The 1,161-nt window shown below is 49.2% G+C and carries 1 protein-coding gene and 1 pseudogene; both read left to right on the forward strand.

Features of this window, described 5'->3' with window-relative positions; all coding sequences use genetic code 11:
• A partial coding sequence (locus R7R78_RS24190; protein WP_225474383.1) for an ABC transporter permease occupies positions 1-935 on the forward strand: 935 nt, incomplete at its 5' end.
• 2 nt (positions 936-937) lie between these two features.
• A pseudogene (locus R7R78_RS24195) lies at positions 938-1,161 on the forward strand (DUF3299 domain-containing protein); the annotation flags it as partial.

Genomic DNA, 1,161 nt, shown 5'->3' on the forward strand with positions numbered 1-1,161 from the left:
AAGGCTTTCGAGTGATGGGAACCAATCATAGTTACTTTGAGCATTATAAGTACGGAAGTAAGCAACCACTTACTTTCTCGAAAGGGAAAGAGTTCAATGGATTATTTGAAACCGTACTCGGATCGGACGTCGCCAAACAATTGGGTTACCAGATAGGCAGTGAAATCATCATTGCCCATGGTATCAGCGATGTTGGCTTCAGCCGTCACGATAAACTGCCATTCAAAGTTGTTGGTATTTTAGCTCCAACTGGCACACCAGTAGATAAGACTGTTCACGTCTCATTAGAGGCGATCGAAGCCATTCATGTCGGTTGGGAAAGTGGTGCACGCTTGGGCCCAACACCGGATGCCAAGGTATTACAAGAAAGGGACTTTCAACCAAAACAGATCACTGCCATGCTTGTGGGCTTGAAATCGCGCATTCAAACTTTTGCGTTGCAAAGGCAGATCAACAACTACCCGAAAGAGCCTCTCAGTGCCATTATGCCCGGTGTCGCGCTACACGAATTGTGGGGCATGATGTCTGTCGCAGAACAGGCCTTGATGGCGGTTTCTGGTTTTGTGGTTATCGCGGGTTTACTCGGCATGTTAAGCAGCCTACTGACCAGCTTACAAGAACGACGTCGAGAAATGGCCATTTTACGCGCTATGGGAGCGCGCCCTCGCCACGTTTGTTCTCTGCTCATTAGTGAAGCGAGTTTACTCACAGCAGCAGGTATCGTCACCGGCGTTTTGGGGCTGTATGCGATACTCGCCCTACTTCAGCCCCTAATTCAACAACACTACGGTATAAATCTCACGTTAAGCACGCTTTCTGCGTACGAATGGATGCTGCTTAGCTTTGTACAATGCGCCGGTATTGTGATTGGTTTTATTCCAGCATTCCGCGCCTACAGACAGTCACTCAGTGACGGAATGACCATAAGGATCTAACGATGTGGAAAAAAGTTTTAGCCAGTTGCTTACTCGCGATTGCATTTGCGACGCCGGTCATGGCGAGTGATGAGCCATTAACGCTCGACTGGATCGATCTGGTTCCTGAAGCGGAACGTAAGCTGTTCGACAGCGTGGGGATGCCCGCATCTGATCACAGTGGTGGCGCGGCGCAGCAATCAAAAATCGGTAACGTCAGACCAGAGCTCAATGGCAGTCAGGTCAA

Source organism: Vibrio sp. 2134-1 (genome assembly GCF_033339495.1).